We start from the raw sequence: 25,618 nt of genomic DNA on the forward strand, positions 1-25,618 counted from the left end.
TTCCATTGTGTAATTGATACTGGAAGATACTCTCAGTGTGCCAAGTCAGAGAAGGTACAAAATAGAAGTTGTAATTTTTCACTATGAAAATAGTAAAAAGTTAAATTTTGTTATAAAATAACTTGGATGGCACTTTATACATATATTTCAAATGAGAAGTGAGGATCGCCTGAATGATTAGAATCAATATCGGTAATGTGAAGAATGATATTGCCAGTGTTCAATCAATTTCCTCTAAATTAAATCAAATCGAATCACAGCTTGTTTCCATAAAAAGCGGGCTTGATCCCAGGATTCAGGCCCGACACGGTATTGGATCCTCGCTTTCATCCACCGTAAGCAAGATGAGGGACTTGGAGACCCAGGTTAAGGCACTTAGCTCCTTTCTGGAAATGGCAACGCAAAAGTATGAGCATGTTGAAAAGACTATTGAGAAACGCGCTTTGAGCCTGCTGCCGAATTTAGCGATTGAAGAAACGCAAGATACGGCTGGAAATGCGGTTCCGGGCCAAGCTGTGAAAAACTCCCAGATGACTGCCCGTTGGGACCTGGGATTGGCTGATTTTCTCACTCACAATGAAATTAACTTGATTCGTGATTTATTAGTGGAGTTGCCGCTGGTTGGGCTGCCAGCTTATTACCATCTTCCGCGCTTTGTTGTTGATGGTAAATACCTAAAGGTTTTTAACAGTGAGACATACCATGGCGGCCAGGGGCTGGCAAGAAGATATACAATTGAAAACATAAAAAATAATAAGTACCCCCATGCGACAAGGCTTTACAGAGTCTCTAAATGGGTGAAAGGTGTTAACTTTGTTTCAAGAGTGGCTCCATGGGTTTCTGGGGCTGCGGAGGGTTATAAAGAACTCACGACTGATAAAAACATATCGACAGAGAGAAAGGTTAGTAACGCCGTTATTGCTGGCGGGGCATCTGTTGGTGTGGGGATTGCAGGAGCAAAGATTGGGGCTGCGGTCGGCACGATGATCGCGCCGGGCGTTGGAACGGTTGCGGGTGCAGTTATCGGTGCGGGTGTGGGTGTCTTATCCGCGTATGTTGGCGATAAGCTCCTTAAGGCTGAAGTTTGGGGCAGCGGAAAGAACAAGAAATCTACCCTGGGTGTTGTGCAGGATGTTGTAGGTGATGGTGTTGAGGCGGTCGGAGGTGCTGTAAAAGGGGCAGCACAATGGGTTGGCAGCCTGTTTGGTTCAAAGCCCAACACTGGGGCTAGTACTGGTTAGAAGTGAAAAGGAGACCAATCATGACATATGAATTAACAGCAAAGGAAATTGGCTTTTTATATGTGATCCTGGAACAGCCTTTGCCACTATTTATTGATGACCCTTTTGCTGATGTTACGGCTGAAAAACTGGAGGAAGAATGGAAGTTTTTTTGCGGTTCCTCCTTTTTAAAGGGATATTTGAAGCTGAATGAAGAGGGAAATCCATACATAGCAGATGAATTAATGGATCAGCTGGCTGTCATTCTTACGGCAGAGCAAGTCATTTCAGTTGTAGAAAATGACGAAGTAAGCAAGGTGCTGTATATTGGCGAAGGAACGGAAAAAAATATCGTGATAAACATTTTTGAAAATCACTATTCATTATCCCTTTTTGGCCGCCACGAATTTTTAAAAGAATTGCTTGGCAGGGGTTCGACTGAAAGCCCCCAAGTTGATGAATTCCACTTGGAAATGCTACTCTCTGAATTTGATCGTTTAGTAGAAGTATTTTATGATGAAGGAACTGAAGGATTGTTTCAACAATGTGAGAAGTTGAGCTTCCCTTCACGTTCCATCCTATCAATTATAAAGGCTGTTAACTCCCCGGATTGTACTGTTTATTTAACAGAAAGCCTTCGCCACAGAGAAACTGCGATGACGGTTGTTTTTAATGAAGCAGGGGCTATAAAACTTGTAACTTCTGTTTATTCAGACAAGGGTGATAGAGCGATTCTCAGAGAGGCTAAGGTAGAAAGGCTGCCTCAACTGTTACTAATAGGCGGGGAAAAAGTGAAAGGGGAAGTGTGATGAAAACAGGTAAAACTCAACCTCTGTATCCAAAGTCTGCAGACATGAAAAAGAATTTTCGCTTTATAACGGTGGCCTTTTTCATTCTCGGTCTATTTGTTTCGTTACTAAGTTTACAGTCATTCTCAATCCTGCCCTTGTGGCTGAAAATAAGTATTATTCTTATTCTTATCGGATACGTGGGCCTTTTTGTTCACGGATTTACACTTATAAAACAATTTAAATTTGATAACTGGTTGAAATATGGAAGATTTATTTTACTATTCCTTGTAATCCTTAGTGTCCAATTACTGCTAACATCGAATGCAATGTTTATTGCTGGAGTTAAGGAAAATGTAATAAATGAGCAGGCAAACTTTCTGCAGTTTACCTTTCTTCTATATCTAGCTGCCGCGGTCGTATTTTTTATCCTGTCTCTATTTATATCTTCACCCCAGTTGAGAAAAGTAAATAGTCAAAAAGCATATGTGATAGGTTCTATTTCCGCCGTGGTGGTCATCGCTATTGTATTTGTTATTTTGAATATGGTAAAAGGGGCCGTATTTACAAATCCAGATACAGTTGCCACTGCTTATCAGTTCTTTATGGCGTCAGTGCTGGCGCTTTTCCCAGCGACAGTTTTAGGAACTAGTATGAAACGTGGAGGTTCTAAGAAGTGAAAAAATACTTACCTATTGGTTCAATCGTTCTCCTAAAAGGCGGGACAAAAAGAATTATGATTTATGGACGGCAGCAAAAGGAGATGCAATCCGATAAGGTTTGGGACTATATTGCCTGCCTTTATCCTGAAGGAAACTTAAGCGAAGACTATATGTACCTATTTAATCACGATCAAATCGAGAAGGTCTTTTTCATCGGCTTCCAGGATGAAGAAGAACTGGAATTTGCAAAAGAAGCCCTGGCTTTAAATGTGAAGTGAGTTATAAAAAATATGGAAAGGCCTGCAGTTTGAACTGCAGGCCTTACTTTATGTAAGGAGAAGTATTCCTCATTCCCATCAGAGGGCTAACGGGTTTCTACTACTTACTTTACAAACCAAACGTTTAGAATTTTGTCTTCGGAAACTTCATAGATAGCAATGGCCTCCTCGACTGCTTCGCCATTTGCCCTTCCTGTTACATATTCGTGGTCGATCACAATATTGCCTTTCACGATTCTCGACTTAAGTTCGGCACGTTGATTGGGGTTTGTCTGAAATAAATTAGCATACCTTTCCCTGAATTGTTCAATGCCGAAGAGGCTGACCTGGTTGGATGGGAAATTCCTAACCACCACATCCTTGCTGTAAACAGAAACAAATGCATCTATATCCTGCTTGTTATATGCGTCTAATTGCTGTTGTGCCAATTCCTCTGGACGCGCCATATTACGGACCTCTTTTCTATAGGTGGATTGTTTTTACTATACCTTATCATTTAGTAAATCTACCAATTTTGAATAAGGAAATTCCATTGTATAATGATAAAGTAAAAGGATGTGAAGATATGGAAGAAAGGCTTGAGCACATGGAAGAGAGGATTGGCCAATTAGTGGGAATGGTTGCGAAAACAAATAGCTTGCAACTAGAGATGCAACGTGACATGAAAGCAATGCAAAGTGACCTTAAGGTTATGAGGGTGGATTTCGAGAATGAAAAGCAAAAAAATGCGGACCGGCATGACGAGATTGTCGGCAGGCTTAAGAGTAGACTAGGATTATATATGGGAAAACGAACGTGAAATTGAAGTACTTAAAAGAACACTGAACCTCATATGATATTCCTCAAAAATTCCTCTTTCGACTATCATAATTTTCAACTAATTAGAATGGCCGGGTTACCATTACCCGGCCATTTTTGATGTTAATTTTTATCCTTTGGTGGAATTGGGTCGTTGCCATAGCTGTTGGCATTTGAGATTTTTCCATCTTTATTGTGGATGCGGTGTTCTGTTTTATCCTGTTTTGCTGCACGTCTGCCGCTTTCTTCTGCTGCCGCTTTGGTTGGGTGGTGGCTGATTGTCTTGCCGTCTTGTTTATTGTCCCAGCCGCCGTCTTTGTTCGGGACTGTATGGACAGCCGGTTTCTTTTCTGCCATTAGGGTTCACCTCGTTATTGGTGTGTTTTAGCATAAATGTTCCCTTTTATATGGAACGGTGAAACATGATTAAGCTACAAACACTTGTGATATTTTCTCAATATTCTGCACTTTAATAATTAATTTCAAAACCGCTGAATTAATTTTAAAATCGCTGAATTAATTAAAAAAACGCTGAATTATTTTTCGAGAACAAAGAACTAGTGGAAAAAGATTTCCAATTGTTATCGATAACACTGGTTTAATGGTTAAATTTGTAAATTTTTAAGGTTACATGTGATAATTTCGTTCAAGTTTGAGCAGGGGATAATCTGTTTTTTTATAAAAAAAGGTTTTCCTGCAAAATGGACCCCAAAATCTTGTTATTCATATAACTTTAACCCGCCTGATATTAAAAATTTACAAAATACTGATATGATTCTAAAAGATTGTTCTATCTTCCGCATGTCGTTATCCGTAGAATAATGATACTGAAAGAAATTTTTCCAATCAATAAAATACAAATTTGGCAAGGAGAACTCTTTCAATGACGGTTAGTATAATTATACCAATTTATAATGGCGAGTTGTTTTTGGCCAAATGCATAGAATCGGTTATGAACCAAACGTATGACGATATAGAGATTATCTTAATAAATGACGGCTCAACTGATAATAGTATTACTATTTGTGAGAGCTATCAGAAAATGGACAAAAGATTAAGAGTATTTGATCGGCCCAACTCTGGAGTTAGTGATACAAGGAATTTTGGCATAAGCGTCGCTAGCGGAGAGTATATTCAATTTGTTGATTGTGACGATTCTATAAGTAATAACATGACTGAAGCATTAGTTGCTGAGATTCAATATGACCAAAGTGAATTGGCGATCTCTGGTTATAAGATTATGGATCTTGACGATAACTTAATTGAAGAGATTCGTACAGGACACAGTGGATGTATTGATAAAAGTGAGTTTTTCAACCTCTTTGGTGAATTTTTCGAAAAAAAAGGATTATTAAATTCACCATGCAATAAAATGTATGTAAAAAAAATCATAGTAGATAACAATATCCTGTTCCCTAAGGATTTTTCACTTGGCGAAGATTTATTATTTAATCTGAAGTATATGGAAACGATTAATTCTATATCTCTTATTGACCAGTCTTATTATTCATATTATCGGGTCAACAATCAATCTTTGACATTGAAATATAATAGCAAGAGACTGGAAGCTCAAGAATCTATTTATCGGGAATTACGAAAGTTTATGGTCAAATACGGAGTTTATCAAAGCAGGAATAAAATTATTCTCGAAAGTAAATATATTAAAGCCATTACAGACGCAATGATATCGTTTCTTCTGAACGATAAGATGGCTAAGGAAGAAAAGAGACGTACAATTAAAATGGTCGTTAATACAAGGCAATTTAACGATTCTCTAAAAGTAGCTAAATTAAACCTAAAATATAATCTATTTATTTTATTATTGCAGAGTAATTTTGTTTCATTAACTTTGCAATTACTGAACTTAAAGAAAAAAATCAACTCAGTGGTGACCCAATGAAAAAAGTAATGATTACAGCCTATTTAAATAGCAACTTGGGCGATGATTTGTTTATAAAAATCCTTTGCGACCGCTATAAACATGTGAATTTTTATATGCATGGCAGCCCAAAATACAAAGATAATTTTAAAGAAATAAAGAATCTCACTTATATTAGTCAAAACAAGATTTATTCTTTGATCGATAGGGTCTCTTATAAGGTAAATAATTTTTCTTTAATAAGGAGTATTACAAATAGATTTATGGATGCTCACGTTTATATAGGAGGATCCTTATTTATACAAAATGATAGCTGGAAATCAAAATGGGCTAAACACAACCATTTACTTTTGAAAAACAAACCGAATTTCCTAATCGGAAGTAATTTTGGGCCTTGGACCGATCAAGAATTTTATATGGCCTATAAAAATACTTTTTCGCATTATACGGATATTTGTTTTCGGGATTTGAAATCTTACAACTTATTTAAAGATTTGAATCATGTCAGGTATGCACCGGATGTTGTTTTTAACATGAATGTTGATACGACTGCTATGAACGATAAGGGGAACGTAGGTATATCCCTTATTGATTTGAGTGAAAGAGACGGCCTTAAAGAGTATAAACAGGACTATCTTGATACGCTCAAAAAAATGATCGATTATCTTGTTTCCAGAGGAAAAAGGGTAACGCTATTCTCTTTTTGTAAAAAAGAAGGGGATGAAGCAGCTATTAATGAAGTGTTGCGTTTATTGGATTCGGATACCAAGAAGTCGGTGAATTCTTATTTGTATAACGGGGACCTGGATGAGGCTATTACAATGATAAGTGAGATGGAGACCATCGTTGCTACCCGTTTCCACGCGATGATCCTGGGGATTAGATTAAAGAAAAATGTATTTCCGATTATATATAGCGATAAAATGCTTACCGTACTGGACGATATGGGATTCCAGGGTGAGATTATAAAACTAAATGAGTTGAAAAAGTTTGATATTGAAAAACTGAATTCGACTATTAACTTACCAGACAGTATTGATGTTTATATGGAGGAGTCGAAAAAACAATTTGAGGAATTAGATAAACTATTACTCAGAGAATAAGATAGGAAATTTTAAAAATGAGAACAAGAAATTCAGTGAAAAATATTGCGTTTGGACTGCTTAATCAAATAATTTTTCTTCTATTAAATTTTGCTGTAAGAACAGTCTTTTTAATCACATTAGGTGTTGAGTATTTAGGGATAAATGGACTTTTTACAAATATAATAACGATATTATCACTTGCAGACCTGGGCATAATCGGAGCTATGACTTTTAGTCTCTATAAACCTATTAAAGAGAATGACGAAGTAAAGCTAAAGATCCTCATGACTTTTTATAAAGGGTTTTTCAGAAAGGTTTCTGCAAGTGTTTTAATTATAGGCTTAGTCATTTTACCGTTTTTGCCGTATATCATTAAAGACTCTGATTCGATTCCTTATTTAAATACCATTTATATTCTTTTTGTACTGAACTCTGTTGTATCCTATCTCCTGGTTTATAAAAGAATCTTTTTGGTAGCTGATCAAAAGAATTATATAGTCTCTTCAATCACAACATTTTTTACTCTTGTCACTAGTATCGTACAGATTGTAACGCTTTTAGTATTTAAGAATTTCATCTTATATACGGTTATATCGATAGCAAGTACAGTGTTGCAAAATCTATATATTTCTAAAAAGGTGGATAATTTATATCCTTTCTTGAAGGAACCTATCGATGAAGAATTAAACGGTGATGAGAAAAAGACTATATTCAAAAATACGTATTCTGCTTTTTTATATAGAATTGCTTCAACAGTCATTAATGGTACAGATTCTATCGTTATATCTGCCTTTATCGGCATTTCGTATGTGGGGCTTTACTCTAATTACCTAATGATAACGACCTCTCTTAATAGAATTATGAATCAAATATTTAACTCACTTACTGCCAGTGTAGGTGATTTAAATGTTAACGAGGCACCGGAAAAAAAATACAGTATTTTTAATACAGTGCTTTTAGTAGCCTTTTGGCTTTATGGTGTATCCTTAGTATCCTTGTGGCAGTTAACTGACCCCTTCATAACACTTTGGATAGGTGAAGAATATCTTTTGGATAAACTTGCTCTATTCGCTATTGTATTGAATTTTTTCATTAATGGAATGCACAATGTCAATGTTATTTTTAGAGATGGGGCAGGGCTGTATCAATTAGGGAAATACAGGCCGATCTATGCAGCCATCATTAATATTGTGGTTTCTATTTTCCTGGCAAAGTATTTAGGAGTAGCGGGAGTTCTATTCGGAACTATTATAAGCAGATTAGCCACTTTCTTTTGGTATGACCCGATGATTATTTTTAGAGAAAGCTTTAAACGCTCCTCTAAAGAATATTTTTATAAGTATTTCATATTTTTATTGGTCATGGCACTCAGCGGAGTCATCATTCATTTCTTGTGCTCTATTTATCAAAATGGGACGCTGTTCTCATTTTTATATCAAGTAATGGTGTGTTTAATTGTTTCCAATCTAGTCTTGTTTTTATATTTTAGGAAAAAAGAAGAATTCAAAGTTTTGGTCAATCTTTTAATAGGAATGAAGAATAGATTGCGGCAGAGCTAAAACTGTTTTTTACAAAGTTTGTTGATTTCCGCTTCAGGCACTTCGCTTTCCGCGGGCGGCCTGGGAGCCTCCTCGGCGCGAACGCCTGTGGGGTCTCCCACTGACCTTTTCTCCCGCAGGAGTCTACGTGCCTTCCGCTACAATCAACATGCTTAATTTATATACATTATTAATTTAACACCTTCTAAAATTCTTCTCTATTAAATTGGGAGCCTTTTCTAATATGATAATAAAATTAATTAAAAGACTAACAAATAAGAAAGAGAAAAAAATAAGTTTCAAGCATTTAGGCGAGAATGTGGATATCCACAGAAGCAATAAATTTCTTAGCCCAGGTGATATTTCGATTGGTGATCATGTTTATATTGGTCCTGATAATCAATTCTTGGGGTATGGTGGTATTGTTATTGGAAGTGGAACGATAATCGCTCATAATTGTGAAATTATGACCAGAAACCATAATTATGATAGCGAGGATCTTCTTTCAATACCGTATGATACCAAATATATATATAAGCCGGTTGTGATAGAATCAAACGTTTGGATTGGTTCCAATGTCTTAATTGTTCCAGGGGTTACAATTGGAGAGGGCGCGGTTATCGGAATGGGAGCAGTCGTAACTAAAAACATTCCTCCTTGTGCGGTAGTAGGAGGAAATCCAGCAAAAATTTTAAAGTATAGAAATAAAGAGATATATGAAAAACTGAAAAAAGAAGACAAGATTTACTTGAAAATCAAGAACCACCTATAAAGATACTTGTAGTTAGGGCGCTTGAAGAAGAGGGTCTTATCTACAGGTGTTTTTTATATTAATTCGGTACAAAAATATTAGGATATAATTTTGAATATTCTGCACTTTAAGAATTAAGTTCAAAATCGCTGAATTCATGATTAAAACCGATGAATTAAATAAAAAATCGCTGAATTATTTTTCGAGAACAAATAACTAATGGAAAAAGACTTCCAATTGGTTCTGACACACTGAATTAATGGATAAATTTATAATTTTATGATGGTTAAATGTTATGTTTGATGATAAAAGGGCTCTTGTTTGTATATAGGATGTTTTGTTTTTTTATAAATGGTAAGATTTTAGTATAAAAACGAGGATTTTAGTATAAAAACGTCTGAAATTGGGAGTTTTTAAATGATCCTACATTGTACGAAGAAGCTGTTGGGCAAATTGGATGTTGTGCTTGATGCTGGGACTGAGGAAAAGCCTTATTCTCGTGGCATGCGAATTTGCTGACGATGAATCGGAGGCAGGCGGTTGTCCTGGTGAATGACAGCAGCCGTTTTGTGGTTGTATTGTATGGTTTGAAAGCGAAGGATTTTAAGAAGCTGGACGAGCTTGCTGTGCAGGGAATCCGGGAAGCGTTAACGTCTGAGGGGATTAAAAAAGAGGTTATAGATGCTTATTTGGAAGCGATGGGCAAGGTTGTTTTTTCAAAAACAAAAGATCGTAAGCTTGTTGCGCGCCTAGACCGGCAGTGCATGGAAGTTGAGTATTTTAGTGATGAGGTTTTGGGAAATGAGATGTTCCAGTTGGCCTTGGGAAAAAGGATAAACCGCCTGCTTGTCGGGGATGGAAAAAACAGTTATCTCTACCCGAATGAGGTGATGTACCGGGATCTTGAGGAGTTTTCGGGTGGGCCTGTGATTGGCATGCCTGCTGTACAGCTAAAAATTTCGCTTTCGTTTGTGGATGAGCAGCATAAGGTGTGGCGGAGGGTGATCGTGCCGCTGAACCGGACATTTGCTGATCTGCATACTATTATCCAGACGGCTTTTGGCTGGGAAAATTCCCATTTACATGAGTTCTATCTATATAAAAGTGCGGATTCTGACTATGATCATATGGTTAGCTGGGGCAGGTCGCAAGGGTATCGAAAGTTTGACATAAACCAAATCAATAGATTGTTGAAGTACGAATAGAAAAAAAATCCCCATTTGATGGGATTTTTTGCGTTATACCACTTTTTTAGGTACAAGCACCGTCTTGTTTTTGCAGGATGATATGAAACACATTCCTGTTATTTTTTCGAAAAATGCAAAAATTTTTTGATGTTGATATCCATTAACTGGTAAGATGGAGGTAAGGCGTAATCAAGGAGGAGAAAATGAAAAAAATTTCGGTTGTGATAGCTAGTCTGATTCTCATGCTTATCATTAACGGTTGCGGTACGAAGGTGACCAAGGAAGAAGTCGTTTCGGGGGCAGTCAAAAAGTCATTGAACAGTTTTGAAACGGATATGAAGACGGAATTTAAGATTAGCTCCAATGGACAGGACATCAGTTCAACGACAGATATTGCCTTGGTTTATAAGGATGACCCTTTTATAACGCATATGAAAATGAGTATGATTGAAGGGGAAATCGAGTTATACATAGATAAGGAATCAGCCTATATGAAGATGCCTGGGGAAGAAGGCTGGATCCAGGCTCCGACCGGCAGTATCCCAGAGTTTGAGGAAATGGCCAGCGGAGATTCAATTAAGAAAGACCTTGAAATGATAAACGAGTTTAGTGAGCTCTTTTCTTTTGAACAAAAAGACGGCGGCTATGTCCTGGACGTCAAGCTTGACGAAAATTCTTCGGACAAAGAAAAGGAACTTGTCACGAGCGTACTGACGGAAGAAATGCAAAATCAATCCATCAAGGTATCGAAGGTAAACAAGTTCAATTATTCCTACACAATCGATAAAGACTATAACTTGAAAAACGTGCTGACCGAGGCTGACCTGGAAGTCGTCATGGACGGCCAGACAACCCAAATCAGCATAAAAGCAGATGCAGACTACAAAAATATTAACTCTGTCAAAGACTTCTCCATTCCAGCCGAGGTCACTGATAATGTGATAGAGATGGATTTAGAGAGTTAAAGAATTAAATGAACAAAGAGGGGCGGTTCAGGTTTGTCAGAACCGTCCCCTGTCGTTAGCGATTTCACAATTTTGCCACCTGAATTTCATTGACTCTTCTCCTAAACTTCTATACCTTTAGTAAGTATGTATTTTTTAGGAGGAACTCATGGATACTCAGAAATCAACACAAGTGAAAATTACAGCAGCAGATCCATCTGCACTTGGCCTATTCGGACTCGGAATGGTCACGTTTGTAGCATCATCTCAAAAATTAGGCTTAACTGAAGGGCTTTCCTTAATCCTGCCTTGGGCTTTCTTTCTCGGGGGCATTGCACAGCTATTCGCGGCTGTACAGGATTCTAAGCATAATAACATTTTCGGGACAACTGCGTTTGGTGCATTTGGACTATTCTGGTTCGGAGTCGGCATGACCTGGCTTATCCAGCTTGGAGCATTCGGCGAAAAGCTTGCTGCTAATGCTGATCCGAAGCAGCTCGGCTTTGCATTTCTCGGCTATTTAATCTTCAGCATCTTTATGACGATCGGCGCTGCGGAAACACACAAAGTTCTGTTTTCCATCTTTGTCATGATCGACTTCCTGTTTATCGGTTTAACTCTAAGTTCGTTCGGCATCATGTATGAAGCTACCCACATGCTCGCGGCAGTATCCGAAATGCTGATTGCGCTGCTATCGTTTTACGGTTCGGCAGCTATCGTACTGAACACGCACTTTGGACGAGTCTTCCTGCCGATTGGGAAGCCGTTTGGGGTTTTTAAAAAATAAGTTTGGTATTCGCTAAATGGTCCGGCAGAGTTGCCGGGCTGTTTTTTAATTTAAAGTCTGTGTTAGTAGACTATGTTGAATTTATTGTTGTGCTGAATGGAGTGTATTTCGTATCTTCTGGATGCTGATAAATTTTTTTAGACTGACCCTATTGGATTAATCAGCCTCTCCAGAAGCCAAGGACTTGTCGAGGGGAAGCCAACTTGGTACAAAGTTTATCTCTCATTGAAATGGAGAATTGATATTTTTACCGAGAGGATATTGAATCTTGCCAAACTTTACCGATGTGGATTCCTTTTTGGAGGATAGATAATATAGTACAATTGACCTATCAACTTGATAAAGGCAAACCTATTGAAAAATAGGGGCGCAAAGTCGCAGATCTAAGGTATTTACTAAGATGGCTGGACTGCCGGGTAATATTCAACAGGGAGTTCATCAAAATGTTTAAATCCATTATTTGTTTCCTTCGTCGGAATCACAAGTACAGCTACTATACGGACCAATGCGTAAGGTGTGGTAAAAAACGCCCTAGCTAACCCTTTTTAAACCCGATTAATGAGATATCTCATTAATCGGTTTTTTTGCAAAACGGAACCATCCCTGTTTGTTGTATTTCCACTAGCGTAGAGTGGGAGAGGTTCTCACTTAACCAACCTTGTGAATACCTGTCACCCTCTACTTTTCTTTAAAAATTATAAACTTACCCGCAAAAAACCCTCGGACTCTCCTATTTAGAGTACCGAGGGTTTTCGTTTTCTAGTTGATCTAGAGTTTCACGCCTAAAATTGATGTGTAGCCACTATAGACTTTTGTGCTGCCGACGTTGCGATATGCTCTGACTTTATAATAATAGGTTTTTCCGGTTTTCAGGCTGGTATTGGTAAAAGATGTTGAAGTTGTTGTTTTTACAAGAGTGTATGTCCCGGTCTTGGAAGTTGCCCTATAAACCTGGTAACCGTTGGCGCCGGTAACTGCACTCCAGCTTGTTTTAATGCTTGTACTAGAGTACTTGGCTGCTTTGAAATTAGCCGGTATCGATGGAACTGGCTTTGCGGAAACGATTGTTGAAAAGTTGCTGTATATCTTTTTGGTACCTACCATGCGATAAGCACGGACCTTATAATAATATGTTTTGTTCGTTGATAGACTAGTATTTGTGAACGTCGTTGCTGTTGTTGATTTTACAAGGCTGTAAGTGCCTGTTTTTGACGTAGAGCGGTAAATCTCATAGCCGCTTGCCCCGCTAACTGCGCTCCAGCTCGTTTTGATACTGTTATAGGAAGCGGAAGCCGCTTTGGCTGAGGCTGGTGTGGCAAAGTACAGGCTGTGCTGATACAACTGGACTAAATTTGCCGTCCATTCTGTATCCATCCTCATCAATATAATACGTTTTAATCTTATAGTAATAAGTTGTTCCTGTGTTTAATCCCGTATTGGTGTAAGAAGTCCCAGGGTATTTTACAGTACCAATCTTGGTAAAAGTTCCTGTGCTTGAAGTAGACCTGTAAATATCATAACCAGTTACACCTGTTGCTTTTGTCCAAGTAATTTTATTGCTATTGTAAGTGGAAGGTGTAGCTTTTAGAGATACCACTGGTTCAAGATAGGATGGATCGGTTGAAAACCATTTATAAATGGTTGATCCTGACGAGGTAACACCTGAACCTATTCTGACCATCGGATACTCAATTGTGTCACTTACCAAAATGCCATATAAAACTAAGTCTTCATTTCCAGGATAAAATTCAACATCAAATTCTCCTTGGCCTTCAAAATCATTTGAGAAAGTTGCAATTGATTTTGGCGAAATTTTTTGGCCGGATGGGGTGTAAAAATTATAGCTGCTAGAAATGATATCGTAGGCTCCAAGAGATTCTTCAGGCCCCTTTACATATCCAAGAGCAAATGGCATTACAATCCAATGTTCTCCAGGTCCTGGTACATCATTAAACATATTCTCACTGGCAACTAGTTCATTTGCCTCTTCACCAGTAAAAATATCCAACAGTTGAAGGCTCACTGTCTTGGGTGTCTCCGAACTGTACTCCTGCAATTTGAATTCATGATAATCCCATGCACTGTGTGGTGTTGCGCGATCACCAGCAGCTGCAAACACAGACCCCGGCTTAATGGTCGCGGCTGCCACCAATAGCAATAACAAGACAAAAAAATGCACCCGATTCTTTCTCATCGTATCCCCCTTGAACGTTTTAATTATTGCTAATTCAGAATACAATATTTGGGATTTATTGCAATATGTTTTATCTATTTGACACATTTTAAACAGGGAAAATTTTTAATAGTAAAGAAACTTGTTGACAAACGGTGGAGGAGGACTTGACGCTTCCCGGTTTTTCTTTTTCACAAGGTTTTGTTCCAGGATGGCTGTACTGGAGGGCGGAGAAGACCGTGGGTAATTTTAAGGCGGCCCCTTTCATGGCCGCCTGATTACTTTCCTATGATTTTATTCTTCCCAAGAGGCTTGACTCGCAACGGCGAGGTTTCCTTGTGAATCCTCATACAGCTCACTTGGAATGAAGCCGGTACCCACCAGCAGGGTTTCGCCTTTTACCTTCAAAGTATTGAATAACTCCGCAAAATCAGTTCTACTGAAGTAGAGGGTCCAGACATCTTTGATGCTAGTGGAATCTTCTATTGGGTAGATCTTTACTGCAAAAAATTCCTTTTCTAACTCACTAAATCCATAATTATAGTAATCTGACAGCGAGGCGTTTCCTATAATCGCAAACTCTTGATTTAGTTGATTTGCCATATCATATTGGAAATCTATAGCTTGCACGGTCAGACCGTTTTCTTTCATGTAAGATTGAAGAAGGTCTTGTTCTGTCGCAAGTGATGTTTCGTCATCTGCTGAATTGGAGGTCGTAGTATCAGTATCGGTGATATCCGTTTCTGTATCAGTTCCTTCGGTTGTGTCATCTGTATTATCCTTATCACTTGTGTCTGTGTTGTTGGTGGCAACTGCTGCTTCCGGTTTGTCCTTGCTTATAGAGTCTTGAGCGGTACTGTCGAAAACAAAGGCCATGGCTACATTAATTGATAAATAAACTACAAATAACCCAAGAACGATAAATACTCCTCCCCAGCTGGAGCCACCTTGTTTACGCAGTACATCCTCTTGGCCTGTCGGGTTATGGGGGAGTAGAGTTTTAACATTCTTTATCTTGTCTTGAGCATTTTTATAATAATAATAGTTTCCAGACATGCCTAACACGACAGATGTGACAATGCCTATTGAGTAGTTCATCTCGTCTAAAATGGGATTGTTAATAATAAGCGAAATAATATCAAAAGCCAAGAAAGCACCTAAAATGATCAATACGATCTTGTACATTTTTCGGTAGCCTAGCCAGAACATACCGGCAAAAAACGCTGCCCAGTTCCAACCCATTAAACCATTCCTCTTAGGATTGCTCCATTTTCGCAAGTAATAATCGGATTTGTTTCCTATAAAAGTCCGTAGTTCATGAGTGCCCGACACTGACTCGGAAGTGTTAGGAGAAATTTCAGTAGCTTGAGAGTCTACTGGTTTACCGCATGAAGAACAAAATCTTCCGTCTTCTTTAATTTTTGCACCACAACTAGTACAAAACATGACCTCACCTCAGCATTTTTCTTTGTTTTCACTATATACACCTTATTATTACCATAATTTATAAAAAATGCCATTAATAAGGATAGGGAAAAAGCCGGCTGTCTCTTTTGGGTACAAGCTGGTAGGGATGAAAGAATTGTACTTATTAAAAGGGTAAACGGAGGGGGGCTTCCGCTGTGTATCAGGGGATTCTGCGGAAACGTCTCATACAAATAACAGATTAACCCCTTTTTATCGGTGAGTTAAGGAGATAAAAAAGGAGGCAGGGGAATTCCCCTGCCTCTTTTAATTAAGTACCAATGTTATTTGTCATTTTAAATTTCATCTTCATCGTGATAGGCTTCAGGGGAAGTGGTTTCACTGCAATCCCAACAATAGCTTCTGGTGCTTTCCCATTTCGTCAGCTGGTCCCCACAATAAATGCATTCATTTGGATCAGATTGTAACATCAACTGTTCCTCCTTTGCATTTTTTTAGCCATAAGATAAGTGGAACACAACCAAATGTAAGGGATTGTCCCTTAGAGTTTTTGCTTTACCCTATTTTATGAGTGTTTAAACCTTTTAATGACAGACCAGGGGCATGCATTCATCTGGACAAGCAAGACTAGTGGGAAAATGGGGAAAATAAAAAGACATTGTATTGTTCGAGGGTTTACAATGCCTTTCTATGTTTATCATCTTATTCAACTGTGTAAAATGTGTGCTTTTTTTCTATATTAGTTGTTAATATATTTTTCAAAAACAGCTCCGAAATCTTTTTGGTGGTATTGTTCGCGGGTTGATTTCAGCCACTCGAAGCCAAACTCGGTCAGCTGCTTGTACTGGTCGGCGAGCGGTATATCAACAGGCCTTGAGGTTTGCAGGATGGTTGTAGCTTTATCAAGGCTTGCGCTGGCCATTTGGAGCATAATATTGTTTTCGATTGTGACTTCGGATATGTAGAGAAGGGCTTTGTAGAGGTCGTTCAGCTTGTTGATTTGCTTTTTGTCCACATCGATACTGTACTGCTGATTTCCCAGAGTAAATTTAATCTCGATATCGAGGTCGACTCTTCCCGCAGTTTCAAGGGTGACGTCTGTAATTTTGTGCTGGGAATAAGGATAGCGCTTCAGCGTCCGTTTGGAAGAAATGGCATTTTCACCGTCAACATGGATGAAGGCCAAGTTGGTGAAGCAATATTCATCTGCCTTTGTCTTGATCAGGAAGTAAATTTTCTCATTGTCCTCATGGCGGACATAGTCATCGGCATCTGTTTTGTCAAAGTCCTGATGCTCAATAATTTTTCCGATATCGGACAAGCCAAGAGCTTCGGAAGCCAGCTTTTTAAACATATTCTTCTCCCCTTTTCCAAATTATCAAACAACTTTATTTTATCATATGAAGATATTTTAGATAACTTTTTTATGGAAGAAATTGTTTATTTAAGACTAGGCGTGTAGGCATGTATGCATTTTATTTAGGGCATCGACCCCTTTTTTCATAAAAAAAGAAATGGAGGACGAGGCCTCCATTTCTACTACTTCTTCTGTTCCTGCTTGTGATTTCGTATCCGGTGCATGTATTCAGGGGCATCCATTGGGTCAGCAGCAATCATTTCAATCAAACAAAGTTTTTCGGCATATTCCTGTTCTGCCTGGGTTATTGCCTCGTCGAGTTCTTCGTTTGTCCGGACTGTTTTTGTAAACAGTTCTCCGCCAAAGGCTTCGGCTAGTTTGGTGTAGGACCAGTTAGGAATATCGTTGTAATTCTGCTCGTCTGGGCTGATTTCAACATTTAAATATCTCTCAATCGTGTAGCCGTCATTGTTCAAGACGAAGATGATCGGCTTGCATCCATAATAGAGCATCGAGCTTATTTCCTGGGCGGTCAGCTGCATCGAGCCATCGCCTGTAAAAAGCAGGACCCGGCGGTCGGGCGCGGCGATACTGGCACCGTATGCAGCGGGTGTGGCGTACCCGATCGACTGCCAGCCTCCCTGCATAATATAGGTTGTGTTGGCAGGCAGTTTCACCTGGGACATTCCGTAATAAAAGGTCCCTGTTTCAGCAATGACAATATCGTTTTCTTTTAGCATACGCTGAAAACGCGGAAAATAGTTTTCTGCTCTAAGCGGCTCATCGGAACTGCCGGTGATTTCCTCGTACGGGAAGGAGATTTTTTCGGGCTTTGACTGGCTTCGGTAATCAAGCTTTTGCATCTCTTGCAGTATGTCGGCAGCCCGTACATCCGGGTATTGGGATTCAGCAATCTTGACCTTGGTAGGCTGAACTTCAATTGTGTTATGCGGGTTCAGTTTCGCGGTGAAGTTCGCTGTGTTGGTGTCGGACCACACCAGGCCTACCGCGATGACACAGTCTGAGTTTTCAACGATGCTTTGGACTTCGGAACTGCCGAAAGTGCCAGCGTACACTCCGATATAATTCGGATGGGTTTCGTCAAAGGTTCCTTTGCCGTACATCATGGTCGCAACGGGAACATTCATTGTATTGGCAAGCTCTCGGACCGCTGTTTGAAGTCCGAACCGCATCGCTTTTACATCGACGAGGATGACCGGCTGCCGGGCTGGCTCCAGCAACCTGCGGACATGTTCCACCGCAGCGAGAAGTTTATCCTGGTTCGAAGCTGGCAAAGGAGATGCTGGCACCTCCCGGCCGGTGATGGGCTTGGCCACTACATCATCAGCTACCACAAGGTATACGGGCTTTCTCCTTTCCTTGGCAATCCGGATTGCTGCCGGAATTTCCATCCTGGCGTTATCCGCTGTCACAATTGTTGTATAGGCCGTTAATGGCTCATAAACCTTGCGGAACACATCGAAATTGCCGTCCATCAAGGTGTGGTGCATCAGTTTGCGCTCTTTTTGAGCCTTCTCGGGAGGTGAACCGACAATATGAATAATCGGTACATGCTCGCTGTTTGCGCCGGCTATTGCATTGGTTGCGCTCAGTTCTCCGACCCCGAATGTTGTAATCAGAGCGGAGATGCCTTTGATTCGCGCATACCCATCCGCGGCATAGCCAGCATTCAGTTCGTTCCGCCCATTGTAAAAGCGGATGCCGTTATACTCTTGAAGCGCATCAAGCAAGGTGAAATTATAATCTCCCGGGACACCGAAAATTTCGGTAATGCCCTCTTGTTTTAGGCAATCAAATAAATACTCGCCAACCGTTTTTTGCCCCATTGGGATTTGTTGGCTGGAGTTGTCCATTGAAGTCATGTTCTATATGCACGCTCCTTTCCAATCATAGCTGCTTACTTATAAGATTTACCCTTGTTGCAGGAGAGTTAAGCGTTGGATAGGTGAGGGGGAGGGAAGTGAGTAGTTTTGGGAGCTTATGAAGACGGGAACAGACCAAAAAATCATGCGTAACCATCCTTCATCTGGCTAATGAAGACGGGAACAGACCGAAAAATCAAGCGTAACCATCCTTCATTTGGCTTATGAAGACGGGAACAGACCGAAAAATCAAACGTAACCATCCTTCATTTCGCTTATGAAGACGGGAACAGTCCAAAAAATCAAGCCGTAACCATCCTTCATTTGGATAATGATTTTATGGGATCAATTTGGCCTGGGAATTTCTGCAGATGGGCTTTACAAGGGTAATGTCGTACGCGGTATGAGATGAAAAAGGGATCGGTTCTCCTTAGCCAACTGGCAGAGGAGACCCGTCCCTGTTTGCTCTTTATAATTTCCCGATAAACTCTAGTTCTGACACATCTTTTGAATCTACCGCACCGTTCAAAATTTCTTTTATATCGTTCAGAGTTTCCTGGAGGCTTACGGACAGGCCTGGTTGTTTGGTAAAAGGTTCGGCAACATAAAAAGGCTGGGTTAAATAGGCTTCAAGCCGTTCGCCTCTTTGGTAGGTTTGTAATTCAGATGCCGGAATCCGTTCAATCCCGCTAACATTCACTAATGAACGGAGCTCCCGGTAGCGGCGAAGAAGTTTGAGTGCTTTTTGTTGAATCGTGAAGTGTTCCTGGTCGAGATGGGCACCTTCGAGCACAGAGGATGTTGAACTTAGAGGATTGACGGCTGGATAGCGATGCCGTGCAGCCAGATCTGCATCAAATTGCAATAAGGTTTCAAGTGGCCCATAAGGTAAGTCTTCATCCACAACTTCGCCTGTCAAATCAAGCAGGAAAGTTGTGACAGAGTGGATTCCGATTCCTTGGAGCTTCTCCTGGAGTTGCTGGATACCTCCTGTTATCACATAGGATTTGTCTGCAACGAACATAATATCTTTGTCCCCGCCTATACCTGCAATGGTTTCGTAGGTTTCTTCGATGGTGTTCGTAATGATTTCTACATTTTCAGTGAGTTCATCTACTCCCTGGTTTTCACCTTCAGGCATTAAAAGGATTGTTTTAAATCCGTCATTTTTCAATCGAAAAAGTAATTCCGCTAATACAACGAGCTGCCCCATTCCAGGACGTGCAACCAAACCGACAGTTCCTCCTTTTGCTAAAGGAGCAAATAAATCCAACGTTTTAATTTTGGTTTCAATCATCTCCATCTTCTCCCCTCTGATAATCAAATCATCCAAACTGCAATCGGCCAATGAAGCTAGTGCAACCAATGTTCGAACCTCAGCTCTGCCAACAGGTATTTTTCCCGTGCACAGGTTCGAAACGGTAGCAGGCCTCAAGCCAACTTGCCGGGCTGCACTTGTTAGATTCGGTACTTTCCTGCGCAATAAGCTGACATTTAATCGTATGTCATCCGTACTTTCCATAAAACCCCCTCCTTTACTTTATATAGTAAATTAAATTACGTTTGAATGCAATATAAATTACTTTACAAATTAATTTTTATTGCTTTGCAGAGTAATTTTTATATGAAAACCAGCTGAGTTTAAGGAAGGGGAGGTAAACCCAAGTCATTAATGTGTTAAAGGGCAGGTAGGTGAATGGAGTGGTGCATCAACATAGGAATTCATCCATTTGAAACCTTCTATAAAAAGCAGAAAGCTTGGAGCCGTATAATTCGGTCTCCAAGCTTTATTTTGTGAGTTTTGCAGCTAAAACAGTACCGGAACATCATTCTTCTTCGGCCCAGGCATTGTAATGCTTCAACTTTTGAAATCTTTTTTTCTTTTTTAAGTATTTTTCGTTAAGAACGAGGACTTTACCATCCTTTGCCGGCTCATATCTTCTGTAAGCAAATTTGTATTTTTCAAAGGCGAAGTGCCCTGGGATGTAAAGTGCCAGGACGATGAAAAATAAAGCGACTGTTTGCTGTATATAATGAAATTCTTGTCCGACGAGATAAATCGTCATAACGGCTTGCGATGTAAAGGCCACCATCATGATGATGATGACATTGCAAACATGGAAAATGAATTCCTGCCTGCCGCCACAAAACATCCGCTCCAATTCAGTCTTGAAAAACAGAGTAACAACTATGGACACACAAATGCAGATTAGAGTAATAAAATAGGCTAGGATTGTCACCTTTTGTACCCCTCCGTTTCCATTCATCACTTACCAGCATTGTATCATAAGTGGGAGCTTTTTCAGGTTCGCTCGCTCGGACGGGATGGTGAGCGGAAACCTCCCGATTTTTCTTTTTTAAAGATATGTTCCAAAGAGTCTCGGTTTTAAGAATTTAGCTTCAGAATATTTAACCAGGATAACCCAACAATCCCCATCTAAAAAATAGGTGGAGATTATTTTTGCTTCGATATTTTGCAAATTACTTTATTTTCCTTACCATCTACTGAACTATCCATTTTTTTAAATAGGGCCTTCACAGTGGACATTCCAGCATCCGTTGTGGATTAGTGTTGAGAAAGAATTCGAATATCCTGTTTGCTATATTCCTCTACAACAGTAGATGGAAGTGAACTATCGGTAACGATCAGGTCAATATCCTTTAGAGGACCAATATTGATGTAAGAGGATGTCTCAAACTTTGTTGAATCCGCTACTACTACTTTGTATTTGGTCTTTGACATTATGGTTTGAATGACACCTACTTCGTGCATTCTGAAATCTGTTAAACCGTGTTCAAGCGACAATCCATTCACCGTAATGAATGCAATATCGCTATTAAAACTAGAAAGGATTTCTTCACATTGTTTCCCATATAACGTATATTCCTCTGGATTAAAAAAACCGCCAGTGAGGATGACATTGAAATTCTTATGGGGTCCAAGAATCGATAAAATACGGATATCATTTGTAATAATCGTTAACCTCTTAAACCTTTCAACAAGTACTTTCGCAATCTCGATTGTCGTTGTCCCGCCGTTTAGAGCAATTGCCTGCCCTTCTTCAATTAATTCAACTGCTAATGAAGCAACTTCCTGCTTTTTTTCGAGATTTTTGACCTCTCTCTCACTAAACAGCTTGTTTAGTACATTATCAGTATTTTGGATTAAAATAGCCCCGCCGTGAACCCGCTTGACGATCCCCTTTTTCTCAAGAACCTCTAAATCCCTGCGTACAGTATCAATGGAGACATCTAATAAAGCAGCAAGTTCAGTAGCTTTTACAGATTTTTGCTGTTTTAAAAAGGATTCAATCATTTGATGTCTTTGCTCTTGTAACATCATACAGCTCTCCCCTATCCCTTTAAATAGTTATATATGTTGAATTAAGAAATTGCTTTTTATCAGACACGTTGATTGGAGTGGAAGGCGCGAAGACTCCTGCGGGAGCAGTGCACAGGTGAGGCCCCGCAGACGCCAAACAGGCGACGAGGAGGCTCACCGCACACCCCGCGGAAAGCGAAGCGCCTCGTGACAGGCAAAAACCGCCTGTCCCTGTGATGAAAACTCTAAGAAGCTTCCCTTTGTGGAACGGAAATCAACAGACACATTTAGAAAATATTAAATTTAATTTATATAGTATAAAAATCTTAACATATATTTCAAAAAAGCAAAATACAGCAAGATTATGTATTTTACAAAGTAAAAATTATCTATATTTTATAGAAAAAGCGTAAATATTACGTAATTAAACTGTAAAACGCATTGTAAAACAGCAAAAAACGGATTAATCTTGCATTATGAAGCAAACGACAAACAAAGAAAGGGTCTAACTGATGGGAAACTACTATAATCCAGTCAAAATAAAAATAGAACCGATAGATGTCATCGGGGATGTACTTAATAGGATCAATCCTCAACTTCGAAATATCGTCCTTTTACATCGAGGAGGTGATTTCCCGGAATCCGAGGCAGGGCGCAGCCTTACTAAAAGCCTTGAGGATTTTGAAGTCAAACTAGTAGAAGTGACCATATCCAATCCTGATGTGGAAGACCTGTTTAATTTTTATAAAAAAATAGAAAACCTCGATTATCAATGCATAGTAGGAATTGGAGGGGGCAGTGTTCTTGACCTTTCGAAATCCCTGGCTGCCTTAAAGGGAATGGAAATCGATACTGCTTCAGCATTACGTTCTGTGATACAACAAAAGCTTTACATAGAAAACCAAAAAATCGTTCCCTGGATTGGCATTCCGACAACTTCGGGGACGGGTTCCGAAGTTACTTGCTGGGCTACAATCTGGGACCGTGCGAACGGAGTGAAACTGTCAGTGGATTGTGAACACGTTTATGCACATACGGCCATCATTGACCCGGCACTAACTGCATCACTACCAAAAGGATTAACTGCTGCAACTGCTTTAGATGCTTTATGTCATGCAACGGAGGCTTACTGGTCAAAAAACTCTAATGAAATTTCAAGAATCTATTCATTAGAGGCAATCAAGCGGATTGTTGCCAATTTTGAAAAGGTATTGAATCAGTCGAACAACTTGGAATCAAGAAGAGATATAGCTTTAGGAAGCTTGTATGCGGGACTGGCCTTTAGCAACACAAGGACAACGGCATGCCATTCCATTTCCTATCCTCTAACTTTGGAACTTGGGATGGTCCATGGGATAGCAGCAAGCATCACGCTTGCTAAAGTATTGGAAATGAATTGGGACTCTATTTTTGAAAAAGAAAAATTGCTTCAAGCATTTGGGGTAAGCAGTCCCAGCGAGGTTCAATCGCTTATCGAGCATTTTCATCAGCTATCAGGGTTCTCCAGCAAACTTAGAGATTACGACGCCAATGAAGAGATAATTGAAAGAATTGCTGCAAATGCCTTCACAAAGGGCCGGATGGATAACAACCCAGTTGCTTTAACGAAGGAAGATGTCAAACAGATTCTATTAACTATTTATTAAGGAAGAGGAGAGAAAAAATGAAGACAAAAACTTTATTGACAATACTCTTGATATTCACTGTATTTTTAACAGCATGCAGTGGAGGTAAAAAAGAAGCTGCAGCAGTGGATGATGTGATCAAAATTGTTTGGTATCCAAATGAATCTGGTCAGGATTTGAAATCATCCCGTGATGAAATTGGCAGACTGATTTCGGAGGCTACAGGCAAAAAAGTCGAACATCAATTAACAACTGACTATGCGGTTGCAATTGAAACGCTGGTAAACAACAATGCGGACCTTGCTTTCATGGGTGCCCAAGGGTATGTCGAAGCAAAAAATAGAAATGATGCAATTCAGACAATCGCTGTAAAATCGGGTGAATCCGGTACATTGGATGACGCCAAATACTATAGCTGGCTGGCGGTAAATGTGGACGAGCAAGATAAGTATAAGGAAAATGGGGAGTTTTCACTTGATAAGATTGCCAATACAAAGTTTTCTTTCGTATCAAACAGCTCAACATCAGGCTTTAAAGTTCCTGCAGCCAGCATTATTGAATATTTTTCACAGCAGAAAAAGTATGCAGATTTAACGGAAGAAGATTTGATGGAAAGCGGACAGTTATTCTCTCAAGTACTATTTGGCAACTCCCATCAAGGCTCTGCAGTCAATTTATTGACGGGTAATGCAGATGTTGCCGCATTCTGTGATACGTGCGTGGAAGATTATGTTGAGATTGCGGAAGGGGAGGAAAATACAGCCGGTGCTGTTTACCGCGTTAAAGATAATGCAGCGGAACCTTTTAATTCCGTAACAGGCAAGGAATTTACACTTATGAGTGCCACCCCAGTCCTGAATGAGCCTTTTGTTGTAAATATGGATGTAATCGGACAAGAGGATTTTGATAAGATCCAAAAACTATTAACTTCCGATGAGGTAGCAAATAATGAAAAAATCTTTGCTCCTGAAGATTCGGAACAGACCGCTCTATTTTCTAAAAGTGATAAAGAACGGCTAGTGGCTGTGGAAGATGAATGGTATGATCCCATCCGCGAAGCTTCAAAAAAATAGACTACTAGGGGGAAGGAGAGAGTGCACAAACGCGCACTCTCCCTGCCAATAAGCTAAAAGGAGTTCATGTGTATGTCATTGTTAAAGGTAGAAGGCCTTGGAAAATCATATACAGCTGACAAAAAGATATTAAAGAATATCAATTTTGACATAAAAGAAGGGGAATTTGTTTCGATCATTGGTCCGTCCGGTGCTGGTAAATCCACGTTGCTGCGCTGTATTAATCGGATGGTTGAATTTAACGAGGGAAAAATCCTTTTTAACCATCATGATGTTGGAAGTTTGAATAAAAAGGAATTGCGTAAATTGCGGACGAATATTGGGATGGTGTTTCAGCATTACAATCTCGTACCTCGGTTGACGGTGGTTGAGAATGTCCTGCATGGCCGATTTGGTTACAAGACAACACTACAAGGGCTGTTGGGCAGATATACAGAAGAGGAAAAAGAACGTGCCTTTTACTTGCTGGAGAAGCTGGGCATTCATGAACATGCCTATAAAAGGTGTGACCAATTAAGCGGCGGGCAGCAGCAGCGTGTTGGCATATGCAGAGCGCTTATTCAGGAACCGAAACTGATACTTTGTGATGAACCGATTGCTTCACTGGATCCGAATTCCTCCAAAGTGATTATGGACCATTTAAAAATGATTAGTACAGAAATGGGCATTACATGTTTAGTGAATTTGCACCAGGTGGAAGTGGCGCAGCATTATTCAGATCGAATTATTGGTTTGAACAAAGGGCAAATCGTTTTTGATGGAAAGGGCCATGAGCTTTGTGAAGAACAAATTCACACCATTTATGGAACCAAAACAAAAGATTTAATAACAGCGTAGGGAGAA

The 25,618-nt window shown here is 39.7% G+C and carries 26 protein-coding genes, 2 pseudogenes and 1 riboswitch; of the genes and pseudogenes, 16 read left to right on the plus strand and 12 right to left on the minus strand.

All coding sequences use genetic code 11. The annotated features are described in order from the left end of the window. Positions 1 to 173 precede the first annotated feature (173 nt). The 4 genes from AM500_RS05340 to AM500_RS05355 are packed head-to-tail and all read left to right on the plus strand — an operon-like array spanning position 174 to position 2,948. Positions 174 to 1,241: a bacteriocin class II family protein gene (locus AM500_RS05340; RefSeq protein ID WP_053598301.1), complete on the plus strand. Its 1,068-nt coding sequence runs from the start codon at positions 174 to 176 to the stop codon at positions 1,239 to 1,241. Between the two features lie 20 nt (positions 1,242 to 1,261). After that, complete coding sequence (locus AM500_RS05345) at positions 1,262 to 2,029, plus strand: hypothetical protein (protein ID WP_053598302.1); 768 nt, start codon at positions 1,262 to 1,264, stop codon at positions 2,027 to 2,029. Beyond that, complete coding sequence (locus AM500_RS05350; protein WP_053598303.1) at positions 2,029 to 2,688, plus strand: hypothetical protein; 660 nt, start codon at positions 2,029 to 2,031, stop codon at positions 2,686 to 2,688. The genes AM500_RS05345 and AM500_RS05350 overlap by 1 nt, the downstream gene beginning before the upstream one ends. After that, entirely contained in the window at positions 2,685 to 2,948 is a 264-nt protein-coding gene (locus AM500_RS05355) for a DUF4176 domain-containing protein (protein WP_053598304.1), read from the plus strand. Before AM500_RS05350 ends, AM500_RS05355 begins: the two co-directional genes overlap by 4 nt. 104 nt (positions 2,949 to 3,052) lie before the next feature. On the opposite strand, the gene AM500_RS05360 is transcribed toward AM500_RS05355, so the two are convergent. Next, on the minus strand, positions 3,053 to 3,394 hold the full coding sequence (locus tag AM500_RS05360; RefSeq protein ID WP_053598305.1) for a nuclear transport factor 2 family protein: 342 nt from the start codon (positions 3,392 to 3,394) through the stop codon (positions 3,053 to 3,055). 119 nt (positions 3,395 to 3,513) lie between these two features. Between AM500_RS05360 and AM500_RS05365 the strand changes: the two genes are divergently transcribed. Beyond that, positions 3,514 to 3,747 carry a hypothetical protein gene (locus tag AM500_RS05365; protein ID WP_053598306.1) on the plus strand — a complete coding sequence of 78 codons (234 nt, stop codon included), beginning with the start codon at positions 3,514 to 3,516 and terminating at the stop codon, positions 3,745 to 3,747. A gap of 122 nt (positions 3,748 to 3,869) precedes the next feature. Here AM500_RS05365 and AM500_RS05370 read toward each other — a convergent pair whose 3' ends face one another. Beyond that, on the minus strand, positions 3,870 to 4,103 hold the full coding sequence (locus tag AM500_RS05370) for a DUF2188 domain-containing protein (RefSeq protein WP_053598307.1): 234 nt from the start codon (positions 4,101 to 4,103) through the stop codon (positions 3,870 to 3,872). A gap of 526 nt (positions 4,104 to 4,629) precedes the next feature. On the opposite strand from AM500_RS05370, the gene AM500_RS05375 reads away from it, so the two are divergent. The 8 genes and pseudogenes from AM500_RS05375 to AM500_RS05405 all read left to right on the plus strand — a co-directional run bounded on the left by AM500_RS05375 (position 4,630) and on the right by AM500_RS05405 (position 11,917). Beyond that, entirely contained in the window at positions 4,630 to 5,646 is a 1,017-nt protein-coding gene (locus tag AM500_RS05375) for a glycosyltransferase family 2 protein (RefSeq protein ID WP_053598308.1), read from the plus strand. Beyond that, positions 5,643 to 6,728 carry a polysaccharide pyruvyl transferase family protein gene (locus AM500_RS05380; RefSeq protein ID WP_053598309.1) on the plus strand — a complete coding sequence of 362 codons (1,086 nt, stop codon included), beginning with the start codon at positions 5,643 to 5,645 and terminating at the stop codon, positions 6,726 to 6,728. The genes AM500_RS05375 and AM500_RS05380 overlap by 4 nt, the downstream gene beginning before the upstream one ends. 17 nt (positions 6,729 to 6,745) lie before the next feature. Next, positions 6,746 to 8,269 (plus strand): lipopolysaccharide biosynthesis protein, encoded by a 1,524-nt coding sequence (locus tag AM500_RS05385; RefSeq protein ID WP_053598310.1) that lies wholly within the window; start codon positions 6,746 to 6,748, stop codon positions 8,267 to 8,269. 223 nt (positions 8,270 to 8,492) lie between these two features. Continuing rightward, positions 8,493 to 9,020 (plus strand): acyltransferase, encoded by a 528-nt coding sequence (locus AM500_RS05390; RefSeq protein WP_053598311.1) that lies wholly within the window; start codon positions 8,493 to 8,495, stop codon positions 9,018 to 9,020. 479 nt (positions 9,021 to 9,499) lie between these two features. Next, positions 9,500 to 9,874: pseudogene (locus AM500_RS26365) on the plus strand (DUF6933 domain-containing protein); the annotation flags it as partial. 60 nt (positions 9,875 to 9,934) lie between these two features. Then, the gene (locus AM500_RS26370; RefSeq protein ID WP_442854004.1) at positions 9,935 to 10,204 is read left to right on the plus strand and encodes an IS1096 element passenger TnpR family protein; all 270 of its coding nucleotides are present in this window, start codon (positions 9,935 to 9,937) and stop codon (positions 10,202 to 10,204) included. 185 nt (positions 10,205 to 10,389) lie between these two features. Beyond that, complete coding sequence (locus AM500_RS05400) at positions 10,390 to 11,151, plus strand: DUF6612 family protein (RefSeq protein WP_053598313.1); 762 nt, start codon at positions 10,390 to 10,392, stop codon at positions 11,149 to 11,151. Positions 11,152 to 11,299: 148 nt separating this feature from the next. Continuing rightward, positions 11,300 to 11,917, plus strand: a complete 618-nt coding sequence (locus tag AM500_RS05405; RefSeq protein ID WP_053598314.1) for an acetate uptake transporter — start codon at positions 11,300 to 11,302, stop codon at positions 11,915 to 11,917. Positions 11,918 to 12,251: 334 nt separating this feature from the next. Further along, positions 12,252 to 12,334, plus strand: a riboswitch (cyclic di-GMP riboswitch). A gap of 351 nt (positions 12,335 to 12,685) precedes the next feature. On the opposite strand, the gene AM500_RS05410 is transcribed toward AM500_RS05405, so the two are convergent. From AM500_RS05410 to AM500_RS05450, 10 genes and pseudogenes are all read right to left on the minus strand, one after another. Continuing rightward, positions 12,686 to 13,291 (minus strand): fibronectin type III domain-containing protein, encoded by a 606-nt coding sequence (locus tag AM500_RS05410; protein ID WP_156319752.1) that lies wholly within the window; start codon positions 13,289 to 13,291, stop codon positions 12,686 to 12,688. Continuing rightward, the gene (locus tag AM500_RS05415; protein WP_053598316.1) at positions 13,194 to 14,111 is read right to left on the minus strand and encodes a fibronectin type III domain-containing protein; all 918 of its coding nucleotides are present in this window, start codon (positions 14,109 to 14,111) and stop codon (positions 13,194 to 13,196) included. The genes AM500_RS05410 and AM500_RS05415 overlap by 98 nt, the downstream gene beginning before the upstream one ends. Positions 14,112 to 14,384: 273 nt before the next feature. Beyond that, on the minus strand, positions 14,385 to 15,332 hold the full coding sequence (locus AM500_RS05420; protein ID WP_053598317.1) for a DUF2628 domain-containing protein: 948 nt from the start codon (positions 15,330 to 15,332) through the stop codon (positions 14,385 to 14,387). Between the two features lie 138 nt (positions 15,333 to 15,470). Continuing rightward, positions 15,471 to 15,536: pseudogene (locus AM500_RS26375) on the minus strand (zinc-ribbon domain-containing protein); the annotation flags it as partial. A gap of 314 nt (positions 15,537 to 15,850) precedes the next feature. Further along, positions 15,851 to 15,985 (minus strand): hypothetical protein, encoded by a 135-nt coding sequence (locus tag AM500_RS26210; protein ID WP_269432567.1) that lies wholly within the window; start codon positions 15,983 to 15,985, stop codon positions 15,851 to 15,853. 269 nt (positions 15,986 to 16,254) lie between these two features. After that, positions 16,255 to 16,869: a PH domain-containing protein gene (locus AM500_RS05430; protein ID WP_053598319.1), complete on the minus strand. Its 615-nt coding sequence runs from the start codon at positions 16,867 to 16,869 to the stop codon at positions 16,255 to 16,257. Positions 16,870 to 17,054: 185 nt separating this feature from the next. Beyond that, positions 17,055 to 18,755: an alpha-keto acid decarboxylase family protein gene (locus AM500_RS05435; protein WP_053598320.1), complete on the minus strand. Its 1,701-nt coding sequence runs from the start codon at positions 18,753 to 18,755 to the stop codon at positions 17,055 to 17,057. 469 nt (positions 18,756 to 19,224) lie between these two features. Further along, positions 19,225 to 20,277: an ATP synthase beta subunit C-terminal domain-containing protein gene (locus AM500_RS05440; protein ID WP_053598321.1), complete on the minus strand. Its 1,053-nt coding sequence runs from the start codon at positions 20,275 to 20,277 to the stop codon at positions 19,225 to 19,227. 304 nt (positions 20,278 to 20,581) lie between these two features. Further along, positions 20,582 to 20,995, minus strand: coding sequence for a hypothetical protein (locus AM500_RS05445; protein WP_231688112.1), 414 nt, complete (start codon positions 20,993 to 20,995; stop codon positions 20,582 to 20,584). Positions 20,996 to 21,321: 326 nt separating this feature from the next. Next, positions 21,322 to 22,098 (minus strand): DeoR/GlpR family DNA-binding transcription regulator, encoded by a 777-nt coding sequence (locus AM500_RS05450; protein WP_053598323.1) that lies wholly within the window; start codon positions 22,096 to 22,098, stop codon positions 21,322 to 21,324. A 491-nt stretch (positions 22,099 to 22,589) separates the two neighbouring features. Here AM500_RS05450 and AM500_RS05455 point away from each other — a divergent pair, with 491 nt between their 5' ends. From AM500_RS05455 to phnC, 3 genes are all read left to right on the plus strand, one after another. Then, complete coding sequence (locus AM500_RS05455) at positions 22,590 to 23,723, plus strand: phosphonoacetaldehyde reductase (protein WP_053598324.1); 1,134 nt, start codon at positions 22,590 to 22,592, stop codon at positions 23,721 to 23,723. A gap of 17 nt (positions 23,724 to 23,740) precedes the next feature. Next, complete coding sequence (locus AM500_RS05460; RefSeq protein ID WP_053598325.1) at positions 23,741 to 24,775, plus strand: PhnD/SsuA/transferrin family substrate-binding protein; 1,035 nt, start codon at positions 23,741 to 23,743, stop codon at positions 24,773 to 24,775. Positions 24,776 to 24,847: 72 nt separating this feature from the next. Further along, the gene (phnC, locus tag AM500_RS05465) at positions 24,848 to 25,612 is read left to right on the plus strand and encodes a phosphonate ABC transporter ATP-binding protein (RefSeq protein WP_053598326.1); all 765 of its coding nucleotides are present in this window, start codon (positions 24,848 to 24,850) and stop codon (positions 25,610 to 25,612) included. Positions 25,613 to 25,618: the final 6 nt, after the last annotated feature.

Source organism: Bacillus sp. FJAT-18017 (genome assembly GCF_001278805.1).
Lineage (GTDB): Bacteria > Bacillota > Bacilli > Bacillales > Cytobacillaceae > Bacillus_D.